Source organism: Pseudoalteromonas sp. Ld19 (genome assembly GCF_045064135.1).
Lineage (GTDB): Bacteria > Pseudomonadota > Gammaproteobacteria > Enterobacterales > Alteromonadaceae > Pseudoalteromonas > Pseudoalteromonas aliena.
In genome coordinates, this window is sequence record NZ_JBISHA010000021.1 from 614235 (window position 1) to 628026 (window position 13792).

14 protein-coding genes and 1 pseudogene are annotated in these 13792 nt (G+C 36.1%); 12 read left to right on the top strand and 3 right to left on the bottom strand.

From position 1 onward, the window contains the following. Positions 1–36: 36 nt before the first annotated feature. Positions 37–1467 carry an MBL fold metallo-hydrolase gene (locus ACJJVZ_RS14755; RefSeq protein WP_405601535.1) on the bottom strand — a complete coding sequence of 477 codons (1431 nt, stop codon included), beginning with the start codon at positions 1465–1467 and terminating at the stop codon, positions 37–39. 493 nt (positions 1468–1960) lie between these two features. Here ACJJVZ_RS14755 and ACJJVZ_RS14760 point away from each other — a divergent pair, with 493 nt between their 5' ends. From ACJJVZ_RS14760 to ACJJVZ_RS14775, 4 genes and pseudogenes are all read left to right on the top strand, one after another. Next, positions 1961–3322: a S41 family peptidase gene (locus ACJJVZ_RS14760; RefSeq protein WP_405601538.1), complete on the top strand. Its 1362-nt coding sequence runs from the start codon at positions 1961–1963 to the stop codon at positions 3320–3322. A gap of 387 nt (positions 3323–3709) precedes the next feature. Then, positions 3710–3880, top strand: a pseudogene (locus ACJJVZ_RS14765) (hypothetical protein); the annotation flags it as partial. A 320-nt stretch (positions 3881–4200) separates the two neighbouring features. Then, positions 4201–4758 (top strand): mobilome CxxCx(11)CxxC protein, encoded by a 558-nt coding sequence (locus tag ACJJVZ_RS14770; RefSeq protein WP_405601554.1) that lies wholly within the window; start codon positions 4201–4203, stop codon positions 4756–4758. A 14-nt stretch (positions 4759–4772) separates the two neighbouring features. Next, on the top strand, positions 4773–4979 hold the full coding sequence (locus ACJJVZ_RS14775) for a hypothetical protein (RefSeq protein ID WP_405601557.1): 207 nt from the start codon (positions 4773–4775) through the stop codon (positions 4977–4979). Between the two features lie 73 nt (positions 4980–5052). Here the strand turns inward: ACJJVZ_RS14775 and ACJJVZ_RS14780 are convergent, their stop codons facing one another. Together ACJJVZ_RS14780 and ACJJVZ_RS14785 are read right to left on the bottom strand one after the other, a co-directional pair. Continuing rightward, positions 5053–6048, bottom strand: a complete 996-nt coding sequence (locus ACJJVZ_RS14780; RefSeq protein ID WP_405601560.1) for a tyrosine-type recombinase/integrase — start codon at positions 6046–6048, stop codon at positions 5053–5055. A 204-nt stretch (positions 6049–6252) separates the two neighbouring features. After that, positions 6253–6678 carry a hypothetical protein gene (locus ACJJVZ_RS14785; RefSeq protein ID WP_405601562.1) on the bottom strand — a complete coding sequence of 142 codons (426 nt, stop codon included), beginning with the start codon at positions 6676–6678 and terminating at the stop codon, positions 6253–6255. Between the two features lie 106 nt (positions 6679–6784). Here ACJJVZ_RS14785 and ACJJVZ_RS14790 point away from each other — a divergent pair, with 106 nt between their 5' ends. The 8 genes from ACJJVZ_RS14790 (at position 6785) to ACJJVZ_RS14825 (ending at position 13427) form a co-directional block, all read left to right on the top strand. Further along, a complete protein-coding gene (locus ACJJVZ_RS14790) occupies positions 6785–7039 on the top strand; it encodes a DNA-binding protein (protein ID WP_405601564.1) in 255 nt (84 codons plus the stop codon). A gap of 2 nt (positions 7040–7041) precedes the next feature. After that, positions 7042–9033 (top strand): replication endonuclease, encoded by a 1992-nt coding sequence (locus tag ACJJVZ_RS14795; RefSeq protein ID WP_405601566.1) that lies wholly within the window; start codon positions 7042–7044, stop codon positions 9031–9033. Between the two features lie 39 nt (positions 9034–9072). Further along, entirely contained in the window at positions 9073–9399 is a 327-nt protein-coding gene (locus ACJJVZ_RS14800; RefSeq protein ID WP_405601568.1) for a hypothetical protein, read from the top strand. After that, a complete protein-coding gene (locus ACJJVZ_RS14805) occupies positions 9399–9644 on the top strand; it encodes a hypothetical protein (RefSeq protein ID WP_405601570.1) in 246 nt (81 codons plus the stop codon). Before ACJJVZ_RS14800 ends, ACJJVZ_RS14805 begins: the two co-directional genes overlap by 1 nt. Positions 9645–9664: 20 nt before the next feature. After that, positions 9665–9889: a hypothetical protein gene (locus ACJJVZ_RS14810; protein WP_237115061.1), complete on the top strand. Its 225-nt coding sequence runs from the start codon at positions 9665–9667 to the stop codon at positions 9887–9889. Between the two features lie 468 nt (positions 9890–10357). After that, the gene (locus ACJJVZ_RS14815; RefSeq protein WP_405601573.1) at positions 10358–11725 is read left to right on the top strand and encodes a hypothetical protein; all 1368 of its coding nucleotides are present in this window, start codon (positions 10358–10360) and stop codon (positions 11723–11725) included. Further along, positions 11725–12126, top strand: coding sequence for a DUF2523 family protein (locus ACJJVZ_RS14820; RefSeq protein WP_405601575.1), 402 nt, complete (start codon positions 11725–11727; stop codon positions 12124–12126). Before ACJJVZ_RS14815 ends, ACJJVZ_RS14820 begins: the two co-directional genes overlap by 1 nt. After that, positions 12126–13427, top strand: coding sequence for a zonular occludens toxin domain-containing protein (locus tag ACJJVZ_RS14825; RefSeq protein WP_405601578.1), 1302 nt, complete (start codon positions 12126–12128; stop codon positions 13425–13427). Before ACJJVZ_RS14820 ends, ACJJVZ_RS14825 begins: the two co-directional genes overlap by 1 nt. The last annotated feature ends 365 nt before the right edge of the window (positions 13428–13792 follow it).

Genomic DNA, 13792 nt, shown 5'->3' on the forward strand with positions numbered 1-13792 from the left:
GATTTTTTTTCATCTCCATTACTTTTTTCATCTCCATTACATAGTATTGGTTTGATAAGACCTATCCATAACTTCAGGCGATATATTATTATTTCGATGAAAACCCACAATGCGATTAACTTTCAATTTTTCACTTCTCAAAAACTCTATAAATTGTTTACTGTAACTTGGCAGTATATTAGCAATGGTGTTATCAAAAGCGACTTCTAAAAAATCAGTTTGATATACGATGCCATCTTGCTCAAAATAAGCGAAGCTTTGGCGTTTTGAACGCGCATTTTCTAAAACATAAAAGCGTACATTATTAATAACCTGTCTATTTTTAATCTCTTCAAAGTTGAATTTATGTATTTTGTCATTAAATCGAGGAAAAGCCTTTATTGCTTTGACAGTATAAGCGTCTGCATAAATCTTGGCACCTTGTTCTACAAAGGGTAGAAGACCTAAAATATGGTCGCTATATGGATGAGTAACAAAGACCGCAGTAATTTTTTTATCTGGGAATCGTTGCTTAATTGTGTCGATAACTTGATTTGACGATTTACTATTTTTTGATGCACCAAACACTGTAATATCATTATTATTTATTTTAAACAGTATATTTCTTAAAGCTGAACCGTCTGTAACAAGGTAAAGGTTTTTGGTTATAGATGTTGTTGTTAAAGCTGAGCTATTATCTGATACACTTTTGTAGTAATCACTTGGAAGCCTTAGCTTTTCTGTTTCAATTAGTTCTATCTTTTCAAAATTTTCAATTCTTGTTATAAAGCTAGGTGTAGTATCCCCATTGTATTTCTTAATGAGAGAGTGGGCGAAATAGTAACCATTAGAATATCTATAATCATCGTATAGATAGATTCGTTTTCTATTTTTATTGTTGATTGATATTAACTGTAAAGGCTTAGTGTTAAATACATATTCTATTGTTATTTTTTCGGATGTTTGATGAGTTAACGTTACTTTTCCAGATGGGGAGCCTTGTTGAAATTCTATTTTTTCTTCGATATTCGTTTCGCTAATTAATGGCATGATAGCAAAGAAGTCTAAATTCATTAAAGTTAGGTTTTTATAACGGTTAAAGCTATTCATGTTTTGTTTAATTACACTTTTTCCTAAAGAAATTCCATTGCGCTCATAACGCAAACTTTCTTTACTATTTTGGAAATGTACTTCGTCAAAATATAAGCCGCCAGTAAAGAGATGAACTACATTTTGATAGTAATGCTGATTATTAATATCAATATCCGTAACCTTAAAAGCCTTATATCGAGTGGGTGCTTGAAAGTCCCAAGACTGGAATGGGTCACTTCGCCCTAGATAGCTATGAGTTAAAGAAAATACTTTTATAGAAGATGTATTTTGATAGTGAGTTTTTAGCGTATTAATGAAAGTTGTAGCTTCACTTGCGCATGCAAGTTTTGTAACTGCAAGAAATAAAAAAATGACACTTTTTATGTACTTTCTCACTGAATAATCCCTTATATCTAGTTAAATATTTATTTACAAGATAGCATAAATAAACAATCCCCCGCCCTAAAAATTAACAACAAGTTGAGCTAGATTTAACCTCAATAAATAATAAATTATTTAAAAGAGTAAACGTCTGCTTTCGCTCAAAGCCAGCCTTAGAGTAATTACGTTAACTTATTATGGGGCAGAAACGAGTTACGCTTCAAGTTCGGCTCATGGCACTGAGGCGAACTTCGGCAAAGAGCGAGCAACAGTCATTCAGATGAGTCGTCATTAACTTAGTAAGAATAAGAGAAAACTTTCCTCTTAATTACATATTTATAAGCTACATAAAGCATAATATTTATAGCTGGCAATAGCTTACACTATTTGCTATTAATATAAGTTCACAAAATAAGGACGTTTTCGCGCTAAAATAGGGAAGTGTCCCCTGATAAAGCTGCTATACGATTAATCTAGTTTGGTTGTGATTCACTATTAGGAGTAAACTTTGAATAAAGGGATTTTATTATTTCTACTCACCGTATTTTGTACCATTAATTCTGCGAACTCCACAGAAACAACTTGGAAAACCCAAGGTTATGGTTACGTTTTTCATACTGTGGACAATAAAACAACAGCCTTTGATTTAACAACTAAGCATTGTTTGGAAAACCACCTTATCACCGATGAGTTTGAACAAATTTCGTTCATAGAAGAAACACAAAAAGTGAATAAAGAGACTCTCTTGCTTAACTTTGGTGGTTTATTTCCGTTAAAACTAACAAAATTAGATAGCTTACCTGCTCAATGCCAATCCAAAAAAATTATTACTATAAAAGACAAAAACTATGAATTTAATGCCAGTATTGTTCTTGACGTTCTTATGAATAATTTTGAAGAGCACTATGCATTTTCAAAAGATAAAGATATTAATTGGGTTGAGCAGAGAAAATTTTGGCAAAAAAGAATAACCTCAAAAACTACGCAAGATGAGCTATTTAGTATCATAGATGACTTTCTTAAAGAATTACGCGACGGTCATGCCATATTACTCAATCAAGAACTTGATAGGCTTTCACATTACTCACCAAGAAAGTGGTCATTTTGGGATGAATTAAAAGCGCACTCAGCAAATTACCCTGAATACTCAACTTACTGGGAATTACATACCGCATTAATTGAAAAGTCTCAGGAAAACATTATCAATTACATTGATAAAAACTATTCCACTCTTCAATATCACGATAATTTTACCTTAGCAAAAACGTCTCAAAATATTGCCTATTTAAAAATAAGTAACTTTAATGATTTCTCAAATAATGACGTAAAAGCAACAAAAGAGGTTATGGAGATATTTACGCCTATCATCAAACAGACCAGTGGTTTAATTATTGATTTACGTTTTAGTATGGGTGGAAGTGACTTAGTGGCATTTTCTATTTTATCTTACTTAATAGATTCAGAATTAGCCTTGGGGGGGAAACAGTTTAAAACATCGACAGGTTACAGTGAACTTCAAAAAATTGTTGTCGCCCCATCAAAAATTGATAATTACACTGGGAGTATTGTTGTTCTAACTAGTCAAAAAACACCTAGTGCGGCTGAGGTATTTCTTTTAGGGTTACAAGCAAGGGGCAATGTTACTTTTATTGGTGAAAGAAGCTACGGAGCTTTTAGCGATGCGTTAACAAAAGCTTTGCCTAATGGTTGGGGGATCACATTATCAAATGAAAGGTATCTCAATTCTCATGGGGAAAATTATGAAAACATTGGATTGCCTGTAGATCATGAATTTGTATTTCTTAATGTGAAGAATATTGAAAGCGGAAAAGATGTGCAGCTTACTGAGGCAATTAAAGCGCTTAGATAGGTACGCATTTAGCGTATAACGAGGCGTTCCTAATGTCTGCTGTAGGCACCTTGGCGAAGTTCGGTCTATTTTGATGTACATGCTGTTTCAAGTATCCGGTAGGAGAACAAATTGATAATCCCCAATAAGCTAAAAGTGAATGATGAAGTTAGGATAATTGCGCCTTCTAGAAGCTTGTCAATTATTGATAAAAAGACGCGAGAAATAGCAAGCACTAGGTTTAAAGCGCTTGGCCTCACATTGTCATTTTCAAAGAATTGCGGAGTTTTTCAAGTTAGTTGTCGCATCAAGTTAAATTTTATGCCGCCCGCACTTCTTCTTTTTTCTCTGGATTCAAATTTACTTCATTGATCATTGTCCAATCTCTAGACTTTCCTGACCAACGACGACTGGCTAAGTCATTATATTTACAGTGATATTAGTGAGTTACAAGATAAAGCTACCGATTGGTTATGGACTTATAATAATGAACGCCCTAACATGGGCATAGGTGGGATAACACCCATACAAAAACAGGAAAAGTTAAACAACGGAAATTCTACAGATAGCCTCCATTAAAAATGGGGGGATTACCCCTTAAATCGGATCAGCTGCAATAAATAAGCTATAAGCATAAAAAAACCCACAACCTGATTACTCAAGTTGCGGGTTTTTATGGTTTTTAGATAACGAATCTAAAAACCGTTATTGGTGGAGCTGGGGGGATTTGAACCCCCGTCCGAAAAGCCTCGATTGTTATCATTAACCAATAAAAACAATAAGTTGCATAAATATCAGTATATTAAGCCCTTATTCAGTCTCTTAGTGTCTTGTATCGTCTAGTGTATTTGGGCACAATGTGGACAGTGTTAGCGGTTAACAATAGGGAGCTATATAAAATGGAAAAACAAGTCATAATCGATAGTTGCAGAGAAAAAGAGTTTCATGCTTATGGAACTAGTAGTATTTTTGATAAACGAGCTAGCTCTCTTCAATTTCGGAGAACTTTAATTACTTTCCTTGGGATTATAACCCCTCTATCTGTTGGCTCAATAGTATTAGCTTTCGGCACTTCGGCAACAGCACTACCATATTTACTAACTGTAGCAGGTGCAGTCGGTACTATACAGTTGGTTGTGTCTGCATGGTCAATCGTGTCTAGATGGGATGAAAAGTATGATTATTCTATTGAGTCAGTTAGAGACAACACAAATTTGTACAATCATTTTAAAGCTCTAGCCGATATGCCACCCAACGATCTAGAAATAAAATTTTTTGAATTAATTAAACAAAACGAGAGGCGGGAATCAACAGATATTACTAAACATATTACTGAGAAAGAAAAGCGTTATGCTAATCACATATCGCTAAAGTATTACAAAAAACCTTGCTATATATGCAAGGAAACGCCTAAATCATCCAAACCAACTAAATGTGATGGTTGCGGTAATTTTTAACAAAGGAGTAAACCATGAACCAAAATGTAATAAAATTTGTAAAAGCTTTTCAGTCACTTTCTGCTAGTGAAAAAGCTCAGGTTATAGAAATAGCAAAAGCTCTTAATGATGCCGGTCCAATAAATGAAAGTCGTGTAATGAGATCACTTGGTCTTGAAGCAAGTAGTACAACTATAAACTTTGCTCCAGCTCCAGGTGCTTGTCCAGCTTGTGGAAAATAAAAGACTAACAAATCAATAAATTGGATACTAAATGTAGTAGATAGGATAGAGGGCTATGCATAAGTGAATTTCTTCAGAAACAAATTCTCGGACCTAACTTGATAGCATCTTCTAAATGACTTGGTGCAAAGTGCGCGTAAACCATGGTTTGCTCAATCTTTGCATGACCAAGTATCTGCTGTAGTACCAAAATATTACCTCCGTTCATCATAAAATGACTCGCGAAAGTATGCCTTAAAACATGGCTACATTGCCCTTTAGGTAAATTAATATCCGTTTTATTTACTGCCCTTTCAAAAGCTTTTCGACAATCTGCAAATAGTGGCCCTGACTTTTTAGGAATTTCATTAAACAACTTTTCACTAATTGGTACTGTGCGGTTCTTTTTACCCTTGGTATTAATGAACGTGATGCGATAGCTATCACCTGATTTAATAACCTGAGAACCTTTTAAATTACACGCTTCACTTATTCTACAACCAGTAGCTAAACAGATTTTTGACACGGTTAAAATATGGGGATTAGTTGAGCGTTTTAACTCATTAAGTAGGGTAATTATTTCGTCTTCCATCAAAAATGAAAGTTCGGTTTGTTGCAGCTTAAATGGCTTAATTTCAGCTAGAGGGTTAGGGTATTTTAACTCCCCTACTTCAATTAACTTATTGAATATACTCTTAATTAAAACAAGGTCGTTGTTTGCTGTTTTCGGGCTTATAGGCTTTTCACCCGACATACGTTCACCACGCCATTTAACAAAATCTTTAGCCTGTAAGTTCATAGCAATTGGATTGTCCAACGCTTCACTAATCATTTCTAATTTAGCTAAAGCCCGCTGCGGTGAAGCATAAGTTTGACCATGCACTTTGTACCAAAGTTGGACTAAATCAGATAAGTAACGGCTATCAATTTTTTCTTGCTTCCAAGGCTTATCTTCCGCCTCGGCAATAGTATGATTTACAAATCGTTGCGCCTCACCACGGGTAGGAAAAACCTTTCTAATCCTACGGCCATCAGCCCCCCAAGGGCGAATGTCAACTTTATAACCACCATCAACTTTTTTTATTGTCATTTAACTTCTCAGGTATCAACATGCGTTTAATATGCAATTTTTGACGCAAGCTTAAACTATTCCACACTTAAAATTAAACTGATTTATTAATTGTTAGTGTAACGATAGTTTTAAATTATTAATATCAGGGTGGTTAATCATGGGCTGGAAAAATGAAATTATGAATTAAAACTAATACTCACTTAATACTTTGCTGAGTATTAATCATGTATTCTTAAAATTTTCCAAAAGTTGTTCTGACATTAATCTAGCCTCGTCAGTGTTGTATTCGTGAATATAATCAAGTTCCTGCATTATTACATCTGTAATAAATGAAATGCTTACTTCTGCATTGGGTGTAATTAGCCCTGTTTGAATTGCTCTAAAAACTCCATCGGTAACTGAATTTCTTAACTTAGATATTTTTTCTTCTACTGACTTGTTTGCCTTACTACCAAATAACAAATAATCCATAGAAACCTTTTTTTCAATAGAAGCCTGGACGCATTGAGGGAATGGTACTGAACCTTTTTTTGCCATTTGTGCGGCCCAATTACCATTTTTTTCAAAATAAATTGATAGCTCAGTTAAGTTCTTGAAATCATATAAAACTCTTATCGTTTCAAATACTTCTTTTGAATCTTTCTGCATTTTAGATACCTACAAACAAAAACACATACAAAATATAGTTTGACCAATATAATAAATGGGTTTACGCTATTTTTCATTGAATTAATACTCTTTAAGATAATATAGCATGAGCAACCAATTAATTTTATCTATTCCAGCCCCTATTTTGACATATCAAGAGTATGCACGTTTGCAGGGTCTGTCAGTAAAAGACGTTGTCAATGCCGTATTTGCAGGAAGACTACCAACTTATACACCCCCATGCTCACCAAGTGAAAACCCTGCGCGAGTAAAAAAATATATCAACATGATTGCGCTTTATGCCGAAGCAGCCAAAGCCGCAAATATTGATATGGCCTTAACTTCTGATAAGCAGGTTTAAAAATGGCTACCCTATCAGCTGAACAATACTCTGAAATATTTCCGTTAAATACAGCTATTAATCTAACTGCTGGCTTGCGTCCTTCATGTACTGCCAAAGATATATTTGAAAATGTTTCAAAGCCAATGAAAGAACGCTTTTTTGATTTTGAAGCTTGGCGCAATCGCATTTTTGAACGTCATTCAAATCTTGCTCACATGCTGAGTACTGGATATTTTCTTGCTGAGAAATTTAATGATTTTGCAGAGGCAAACAAACGTTTAAAAGCAGCCGATAGAGTTTTAACCATTGGTAATTTCAAGTATGGGCATATCAATTTATCTTGCTCTGATGATGAATTAATAGAAATTGCTGAGCAAAAAGCGCGTTACTGTGAGCTAAAAATTAGCAAACACGGTTACCAATTATCTATTTATAAATTACTTTCTGAATACTTAACCTCTTTTGATATACAACCTCCTGAATTGGCCTCCCCTTTTTGTACATACTTAGCCGCTGACTCACTTAAAGGTGTGTTAAACAGATTTGCTGATCCTATTTTTTGGCGCCGTAAATTACGCAAGATTCAGGCATTTACTGTTGAGCAATTAGCTCGTGATTTACGACTTGTTCATAAAAAAGCAAGCCCATATGTTTCTAATTACTCAATTCGTAAGCGTCGAGAGCGTAAACGTAAGTCAGCTGAAATAATGTCAAATTTATTTGCAGTACCTGATGGTTCAAACCCTTTTGATGAATTTGAAACACTGCAATCAATTATTGAACGTTCTCACACATCTGGAAAGCAACAAGCAGCCGAGCTTATGGTACGCATTCGAGGATTTGAAGAGTTAGCCGATATGTACGGCCACTGCGGTGAATTTTACACATTGTCAGCTCCAAGTCGCTATCACTCAGTTCACTACACTGGCATACCCAATAATAAATATGATTTCTTGAGCCCAATAGATACACAAGAGTATTTCAACAATATATGGAAACGTGCTCGCGCCTTATTTTCAAAGCAAAACATACGCCCTTATGGGTTTCGAGTCGTTGAACCACATCATGACGGTTGCCCACATTGGCACATGCTTCTATTTATGGAAAAGGGTGATGCTATTCAGGTTCGCACAATTATGAAAAAGCTGTGTACGGAAGATAGCCCTAATGAATTTAGAACAAGCAGTACCCGCTTCAAAGCAATTAGGATTAATAAAAATAAAGGTTCTGCTGCTGGTTATATTGCTAAATATATTACCAAAGCAATTACGGGAAATAACATTGATAAAGTCGTTTGTTCTCAAGCTGGTGAAATAAATATATCAACTGCTGATGCTGCGGAATCTTCATCAACATGGGCCTATCAATTCACTCTTCGACGATTCCAACAAATTGGCGGCCCTTCAGTCACCCTTTGGCGTGAGCTTAGACGATTAGGCCAAGGTGATACTGGCAAATGTGAGGTTGCAAACGCAATGAATACAACACTAGATACTGTTTCAAAATATGCATTAGAAAAAGTGCGTCATGCAGCTGACTCATCTGACTGGAAAGCCTTTTGCTTAGCTATGGGTGGCGTACAAGTTAAACGCAAAGACCAAACGCTACGCATTCATTATCAGCTACCCGACATTGTTGACCGTATTACGGGTGAAATTAGTCGCTCAGAATCGAAATCACCTTACTTCGCTACAAAATACGGAGATCAGCCAGCTAATCGAATTTTAGGGGTTGCTTGGGACGCTGTTGTTGTAATTACTCGCCGTGGAACAACCCAAATACTGACTGAAACTGACCTTAAAGCACAACGCAAAATTATGTGTGGTGTATCGGAGCAAATACAAGGTTGGCACGATGACGGCCGTTTATTTGCACCCAGTGAAGAAGATATGCAATTCATAGAATCTTGTGCAATCGAAGACTACCAAAACATGTGCTTATTCATGGACTACGAAGCTTTGGCTTCTAATGTTTCAAGCGACGAAGTCGCGCCCTTGGACTTGTGTCATTAAGTGTAACTATTAATAAAATTAAACCCAACTGGAGAAATTATGAATATTGAAGGCGCTATTACAGACCTAGTAAAAGTTAACCGTACAGACGATAAAGGCGCCCCCCTGCCTACGACTGGTGAGTTTAAGCTACATACAAAAAACCCTGCTCAAATTTTATCTGTAAAGGTATCTGCTGATCAATTTAAAGATGGCACTTACGAATTACTTGGTAAATGTCAATCAGATCCTAACGGCTGGGGTTTGAAGCCTGTGATATTGAATATTGAGTATTACGAGGGAGCTAATGTTGCTCGTCAGATGGATTGGAAAGGTTTCCGTCTACATAGCTTACCAACTGAATCTAAACAGACTGTAAAACAATAATGACTCAATGCGTAATCGTTAACGCCAAAAACGCCCTTGAGGCTGCAACTGGTAGTGATTGCGATTTTGTTCTTGTTACACAAGCTGAGCTTTTAGAGCTCCAGCAAAACGGATTAGTAAACGTTCTGAATGAATTGTTTGCTTTTGACTCGGCCACCTTTGGCCTAATAAACACAGCGGCTTTAGTCGCTTTTATAACTGCTCATTGTATCGGTCGTGTAGTCCGAGTAATGGGCAAAACTTAACTCCTATAAGGAATATCAACATGAAAAAATTTAAAAATATCTTAGCTACAAAACGTGCTAAAGCAGGACTTTTAGTTACCTCAGCTCTTGGTTCAGCATCTGCTTTTGCAGTTGATCACACTGCCGCAATTGATGCCGCTGTTGCCGATGGAACAACTAACTACACGGCAATTATTACAGGTGTAATTACCGTTGCAGCCGTTGGCTTTGCTATTGGCATGATTATTCGCCAGTTCAACCGTTAATAATGGTTACTTCAATTGGCCTTGCTTGCTTCCTTGTTTGGTGCTTTGTAGAGGGCTTTTCAAGCGGCGTAAGAGCTAGTTAACAATGGCGGGTAAAACCGCCATATCCTAACGTTATTTCACACTGCTTTGACTAACAATTAAATACCAACTTATTTGCAGCATGGTTGCTTTTATATGAATTGTATCTGCTTTTATGTTTGTTAAAAAATACTTGGATTATATATGACTGAGTCAAATGAAGATTTCATTCAAAAAGAGCTTGATGATTACGCTATACGTCATAAAAAACGATTGATTCTCCGTGAAAATTCACAATCTCATGAGCAATTTAATAAACCTTAAATGGGTTTCATTATTTACTTTATGGTTTTGATATCACTTAGTATTTTTTCTTTTGTTTTTTATGACATTTCTACTAATGGAATTTAGCTTTATTAACGTCATTTCACACTGTTGGTAATATTAATGAAACTATTAATTAAAATGCTAGCGCTTAATTGCGCGCTTTTTTGCTTCAAATCTTACTCAGCTGATAAAATTCCAGCAATTAATGAAGGTATATATACATATGAGTGTGATTATGAAGATAGCACTTTCAGGGTAACTGAAAATAATTTTTCAGAATGTGAAGCAGTAATAAAGAATGGGATCTTAGTCTATGGTTATTTCCCATCAGTGCGCGAAGGTTTTACGCAATATCAGCCAACCTCAGCACCAACTTGTAATTACAGAGATTTACTTAATGATGGTAGTAATTATTTTGTTACTTGCTCAGGCTCTTTTGAGTCATCCCCTCTAGACCCCGAATCCACCGAAAGCCCAAAACGATGGACTAGTGAAGTTGTAGGCAAGTTATCTGATAGGCAACAAGACTCAGAATCTTTTTTATGCCCAGACCCAAACTACCCTAACGGCCCTACTGAATACAATTATGAAATGTGGTGCTATGAACTAGAGCAAGAATTAGATCCTGATTGCCCAACCCCTACAGATTCAGACCCTTTTGTATTTGGTACAGGCGGTGGACAAACTAGCATATGTTTTCCTGTTTCAGATGGTCGTCAATGTGAGATTAAAACCGATGTTAATGGAGGTTATTATATTCCTGTTTCTTTTGGCTCTATTGAACCAGTTCCCTGTACACCAGACCCAGAGCCTACCCCAGACCCTGAACCAGAACCAGAACCAGACCCTGAACCAACAGAACCTCCAGATACAAGGCCTCCGCCAGAAGATACCGACCCAACTGTAAGCCCCGATACAATAGGTGCTTTAAACAAGGTAAATAAAAACTTAGATTCTATAAATAAAAATATGATTAGTGGATATGAATCAAATGATGAACGCCTAGATCGTTTAGCTAAAGAGACTCAAAACTCAAATGAACTACTTTCATCAATTAAAAAAAACACATTAGAAGATAATGACACTTTAACTGATATCAAAACAGGTCAAGCCAACACCAACAACTTACTTGAAAAAATAGAAAAAAATACTGCACCTGAGAGCTTTAGTTTTTCAGCTAATCGCAAGCAAGGCGGCTTAAACGATATTTTTACTGATGAAGATATACAGCAAATAAAAACTGAGATTGAAGAAAAACAGACTGAATTTAATGAATATATTGAAACCATAAAATCAGAGTCTTCTAGTCTTTTTACGTTAGATACTTCTATTGCTGGCGGTTACCAAGAGCACAAAATAGTTGTTAAAGGTGTAGAAATCGAAACGGGTATTTCTCGTTTTTCTGACTTCTTTAAACTTATTTCAGGTGCAATTTTACTTGTTGCAACACTAACCGCTCTTTATATATTGCTAGGGAGAAATGGCTAATGAAAAACCTTATTTTATTAATTTTCTTTTTATTACCTCTATTTACTTTTGCTGATACCTACGAGAGTGCAGCTGGTGCAGCAAAATCATTTGGTGATTACATTACTGATTTTTGGGATTTCTTTGATAATGATGTACCAAGTTTTTTTGATAGGGCATTAGCTTTTATCGTTGAAAAAGTAACGTTAATTAGAATAACCATGGAAATACAAACAATGAAATTAGCATGGACTACAGCTAAGGCCATCATGGAAAATTTTCAAATCGCATCAAAACTAGCAAGCGCTATAAGTGTTTTGCGTCAAGATGTAAAAGGCGCTTTAGTAGATTTAAGGATTTTAGACGGTGTAAATATTGTTCTTCAAGCATATGTAGCTAGATACGTATTAAGGTTTTTATAATGGCTTCCTCAATTTTTCATGGTGCACCAGGTTCTTTTAAATCTGCTAGCGCTACTTGGTTTGAAGTTCTTCCAGCTTTAAGAAAAGGCCGCTTAGTCGTTACGAATATAGAGGGTATTTTACCGCTCGATGAAATTGAAACTGAGTTACAAGAAACCTTTCCTGAAACTGCCCAGCTTTGGCGTTTATCGTCACAAAATGAAGAAGGTCAGCACCTTTGGCGTAATTGGTATCATTGGATGCCTACGGGTGCACTTGTTTTAATCGATGAAGTGCAAGACGTTTACCCAACTGAATCAACCTTTAAACCAGAATCTTGTAACTATAAACACATTGATAATTACAAAAATTTGATACCCGAGCATTGGTATTTATACCATTATGAGCAGCTAGAAAGCTTTAAACCTGAAAGTTTAACTAGTGGCGACACAGACGATTTAGGAAAGGAGTTATTCAATGAACATGGCCACATTATTTACCCCAAAACACTCAAAGAATGTTACATGCGACACCGCAAATACAACTGGGACATTATCGTCTGTACTCCCGACATTACCAGCGTCCACAAATACATTCGGAACGTCAGCCAGTATGCCTATGCGCACAAATATTTTGACGGACTCGCAAAAATCCCTTACTACTACAGACGGCCAAGAATCTTTGAGCACAACCCAAAACTTGACGGTAAAACACCAACCAAAGGAACAATCCTCACTTGGAAAAAAATCCCAGTCGAAGTGCACAAATGCTACAAGTCGACCGCTACCGGCGGTATTACAAAAGGACAAGGTAAGAATTTCTTATTCAGTCCTATTTTTGCCTTTCCAGTTACTATTGTCTTTTTGTGCCTATTGTATTGGGTATGGTATTTTTCCAGTGCTGAAAAAAGTGTGGAAACTAACCAAGTCACCACTAATCAAAGCTCTGAAAGTGTTAAAAAAGATACTGGTTCTAATAGTCGTAATGTTAATAATCAGATTCCTATTAGTGAGCCTGTTTTTGTAAATTTACCGTACGGTGCAACTGATATTTTCGTTACTGGTATACAAGAAGTGAAGCGGTCCGACCGGACACATCGAGAATATATTTTTGAATTTATAACTGAAAAATATGGTGTATTTAGTATCGACTCATACGAGCTAGCTAGTATGGGCTTTAGCATCCAATATTTCAGTCCGTGTAATGTCCTTATTAAAAATAGTGCTATTGCTTATCGTGCATTATGCAGCCCAAACCCTTATGAGCAACCTAAGCAAGAAAATGACGATTTAGAAACATCTTCTTTATTTTCATCTTTATAAGCAGATAAAATCAAGCCGCCAAGCGAAGCCTGAGCGTAGCGGCTTGATTTTATCAGGTACGTAACGCATCACGTAATAAATCATACTAATTATTATAATCAAACAGTACGTTCGAACCTATGAAACTTTGTTTCATGAAAGGCCACACGCCAATGTTATTATCCCTTAATGTCTGCTGGCCGAATCCAAGCGAAGCGTTAACCAGCTATTTAGTCATTCAGTACCCGCGCTTGCGCCATTGATAAGCCAATACGGAATTTCGAGTAATGATGATGCCGAGACCCTCATATACTAATAGGGAGAGTAGTATTTCCAATTTAAATATCATAGAGAGCAAATTTAGATCAATGTTAATCGATGCTTTC